The 3,944-nt window shown below is 68.2% G+C and carries 3 protein-coding genes; 1 reads left to right on the forward strand and 2 read right to left on the reverse strand.

What is annotated here, in order from left to right; translation table 11 throughout:
- Positions 1 to 43: 43 nt before the first annotated feature.
- Positions 44 to 976 carry a glycyl-radical enzyme activating protein gene (locus tag FJZ36_18305; GenBank protein ID MBM3216852.1) on the forward strand — a complete coding sequence of 311 codons (933 nt, stop codon included), beginning with the start codon at positions 44 to 46 and terminating at the stop codon, positions 974 to 976.
- Here the strand turns inward: FJZ36_18305 and FJZ36_18310 are convergent.
- Together FJZ36_18310 and FJZ36_18315 are read right to left on the reverse strand one after the other, a co-directional pair.
- The gene (locus FJZ36_18310; protein MBM3216853.1) at positions 965 to 2,323 is read right to left on the reverse strand and encodes a sigma-54-dependent Fis family transcriptional regulator; all 1,359 of its coding nucleotides are present in this window, start codon (positions 2,321 to 2,323) and stop codon (positions 965 to 967) included. The genes FJZ36_18305 and FJZ36_18310 overlap by 12 nt on opposite strands.
- Positions 2,304 to 3,944, reverse strand: a 1,641-nt coding sequence (locus FJZ36_18315; GenBank protein ID MBM3216854.1) for a hypothetical protein, incomplete at its 5' end; no start/stop codon positions are given. The genes FJZ36_18310 and FJZ36_18315, both read right to left, overlap by 20 nt.

Genomic DNA, 3,944 nt, shown 5'->3' on the forward strand with positions numbered 1-3,944 from the left:
TCACTGACCACTAGCGCGAACGGGTCGGGTGCGAGGAGGCGAAATGCGCGACGCCGAGAGGGAAGCCCTGCGCTCCGTAGCCGGAACGATCTTCGCCGTCGACCAGACGGCGACGCATGACGGGCCCGGCTTGCGGATGATGGTCTACCTCAAGGGCTGTCCGCTCCGGTGCGTCTGGTGCCACAGTCCGGAATCCGTCTCGCCCCGCACCGAAGTCGTCTGGTACGAAGCGCGCTGCGTCCGATGCGGCGCGTGCGCCGAAGCGTGCCCCGTCAACCTGCGCACGCCGGAGCCCATCCTACCCGCCGACCGCGACCGCGAGACCTGCCTCCGGTGCGGCAAGTGCCTCGACGCATGCGAACATGACGCCCTGGAGATGAAGGGCTACACGACGACGGCGGGCGATGTCGTGGACGAAGCGCGCGCGCTCAAGCCCTTCTTCCGCAGAACCGGCGGCGGCATCACGTTGACGGGCGGCGAACCGACCCTCCAGCCAGAGTTCGCTTACAGCGTCCTGGCGCTGTGTCACGACGAGGGCGTCCACACGGCGATCGAGACGACGGGCGTGACAACCTGGGCGCGCCTCGAACGGTTAGCGACGGTGACGGACCTCTTCCTCTACGACCTCAAGCACGCCGACGGCGAGAAGCACATCGCCTTTACCGGTGTTCCCCTGACGCATGTCACGGGGAACCTGACGCGCCTCATCGACGGCGGCGCGGAGGTCATCGTGCGCGTGCCGGTCGTTCCCGGCTACAACGGCGGAGCCGAGGACATCCAGAACATCGGGCGGCTCGCACGGTCGCTCGGGGCGCAGCGGATCAGTCTACTCCCCTTCAACCCGTCGGCGAGCGGCAAGTACTCGTGGCTCCAGAAGCCCTACCCGCTGGCAGGCACGCAGCGCCAGACCGACGACGAGATGGTCCGCCTTGAAGCCATCGCGGCGGCAGAGGGACTCGACGTCCTACGCGCCTGACGCCGCATCGCCGCGCGCCGTGGCGATCCGGTACTTCCTCATCTTGTAGCGCAGGTTCCGCTCTGTGATGCCGAGGCTTTCAGCGGCGCGCGTCTGGATGCCGTCTGCGGCGTGGAGCGCTTCCAGGATGCGCTGCCGTTCGAGCGTCTCGACGGAGTCGGGGAGGGAGTCCGAGGCATCTGCGGCCGTCGGACGGTTCATCGTTGGGGGCAGGTCGCGCGGCGTGATGACGCTGTTCCGCGCAAGGATGGCGGCGCGCTCGATGGCGTTCTCCAGCTCGCGCACGTTCCCCGGATAGGCGTATCGCGCGAGCAGCGACTCGGCTTCCGGGCTGACGGTCGCCGGGCGGTCCGACAGGGCGTGCTTGGCGAGGAAGTGCGCGACGAGCGCCGGCACGTCTCGCCGTCGCAGCCGAAGTGGCGGGACTTCGACGGAGACGACGTTCAGGCGGTAATACAGGTCCTCGCGGAACCTGCCCTCGCGGATGAGCTCCTGCAGGTTGCGGTTGGTCGCCGCGACGACGCGCACGTCGACCCGCCTAGGCTTGCCCGACCCTCCGAGCCGCGCCACGACCCGCTCCTGGAGCACATGGAGCAGCTTTACCTGAGTCGCAAGCGGGATGTCGCCCACCTCGTCGAGGAACAGCGTTCCGCCGTTGGCAGCCTCGAACCGTCCGACGCGCTCGCGATCAGCGCCCGTGAACGCGCCCTTCTCGTGCCCGAAGAGCTCGCTCTCGATGAGCGTCTCCGGCAGCGCCGCGCAGCTTACAGAGACAAACGGACCCGCGGATCGGGCTGACCGGCGGTGCACCCACCCGGAAAGCATGCTCTTGCCCGTGCCGGACTCGCCCAGCAGCAGGATCGTCGCGTCCGTCGGCGCGGCGCGGTCGAGGACGCTTAGAACGTCCTGCATCGCCGGGCTCTCGGCGACGATCCCGTCCAGGTCGATGTCATCCCGATCTTGGGCGTCGGGGGACGCGTCGAGCCCCAGCTCACGCTCCATCTTGACCAGCTTGACGCGGAGTTCGTCGAGGTCGATGGGCTTCGGCAGGTAGTCCCACGCGCCGATCTTGACGGCTTCCACCGCCTGAGGAACCGAGGCGAACGCCGTGACCAGCAGGACTGCCAGTTCGGGGTTGCCCGTCCGGAGCCGCCGCAGCACCTCGATCCCGTCGATACCGGGCATGCGGATGTCGCTCAGGACGACGTGGATCGGTTCGGAGCCATTGGCTGCCATCAGCCCCGCTTCCCCCGATGCTGCCTCCAGGACGCGGTAGCCGCACTTGCGTAGGTATCCGGCGAGTGTCGTTCTCCCGCTCGAATCGTCGTCAATGACGAGGATCGTCAACGCGCCTGCCTCGTGGTAGCGTGATCGTGACGGTCGTCCCGGCGCCCTCGCGGCTCTCGATGGCGACGGCCCCCCCGTGGTCGGCGACGACCTGGTGTACCAGCGCCAAGCCCAGCCCGGTTCCCGTCGTCTTCGTTGTGTAGTAGAGATCGAAGACGCGTTCGAGCTGATCCGGCGGAATCCCGCAGCCCTGATCGGTCACCGTCACGGTCGCCGAGTCGGCGTCGCTCGCCAGGGCGATGCGCACGACTCCGCCTCCTGCCTCGACAGCGTTGCGGACCACGTTGGCGATCGCCTGATAGAGCTGCTCAGGGTCGAAGTCCAATATCGTCGGCTCGTTCGCGTCGACTTCTAACGCCACGCTGCTCGACTCGGCGACGGGGCGGAGCCGACGTCCGGCGTCGCGCAGCATCGCGGCGAGGTCGCCCTGCCGGGGCTCGATCTTAGGCGGGCGGGCGAACCGAAGGAACTGATCGACGACGGATTCGACGCGGGCGGATTCGTCCCGTAGGATACTGAGAAGCTCCTGGTACTCGGCGTCGCCGTCGTGCGGCTCGAACTCGCGCGCAAGTCGCTGAGACACCATCGCGATGGCGTTCAGCGGGTTGCGTATCTCGTGGGCGACCCCGGCGGCAAGCTCTCCCATCGCCGTCAGCTTGTCGCGCCGCCGCGACTCCTCTTCGAGCCGGTGCACCTCCGCCTGGATGCGGTCGGTCTCGTCCCTCAGCAGTTGGACGTTCTGGCGCGAGAAGAGCAGACCCGTGACGGCGAGCGTCGCGAGCGCGACGAGCGCGAGACGGACACCTCCCTGCTGCCATGCCTCGCGCTCCGTGTCGAGGATCGGCTTCGCGTCGAGCGCGACCCGAATCTCGATGGGCTTGCTGTCGATGTCGTCGATGGTTCGGATGCCGACAAACGCCCGCTTGCCGTCCATCTCCTGCCATTCCCACCGGAATCCGCTTGGAACCACGTCACCGGACAACGGCGACCATCCGACGGACAAGATACCGTCGGCGCGGGCGACCTGGTCGAACAGCGTATCGCGGCTCGCCGCCTCGCGCAGAGCCGTCAGGGCTTCTGTCTCGACGGTCGCCGCTAGAACGCCGCCGCGCGTCCGTCTGTGGACAACGCCGTAGACGCCGCGCGGATCCACCTGCCCACTGCGTCCAGGCAGCGACATGACCAGCGACTCCTGCCCCGACGACTTCAGCCGTTGGATGTATGGCATGAGGGCGTCCACGAATGGCGGACGGCGCGGGCCCGGGCCTTGAGGCGGACGGAAGTCCGGCGCAGGCTCCGGCAGCGGTCGCATGCCTGGCGGTCCCATCGGCATGCCCTCGCGCATCGAGGGACCCATGCGCCGCCGCATCCCCCAGCCGGGGCGGTTCGCGGCGACGAGGTTCCCCTCATCGTCCAGCACGTGGAGCCGAATGAACCCCTGCATCGGTACCAGCGCGAACAGGCGCTGATCCGTCAGCGGAACCTCGCGGTCCCATTTGTCCAACAGGATGAGCAGGTCTTCGAGGCGGCGCGTCGTCGTCGATTCCAGCGCATCCGAGGCGCGAGCGGCGTGCAGCGCCGCGTCTCCCAAAACCTCGGTGAGGATCGCCGCTTGTCCCTC

The sequence above is a fragment of the Candidatus Poribacteria bacterium genome (genome assembly GCA_016866785.1).
Taxonomy (GTDB): domain Bacteria; phylum Poribacteria; class WGA-4E.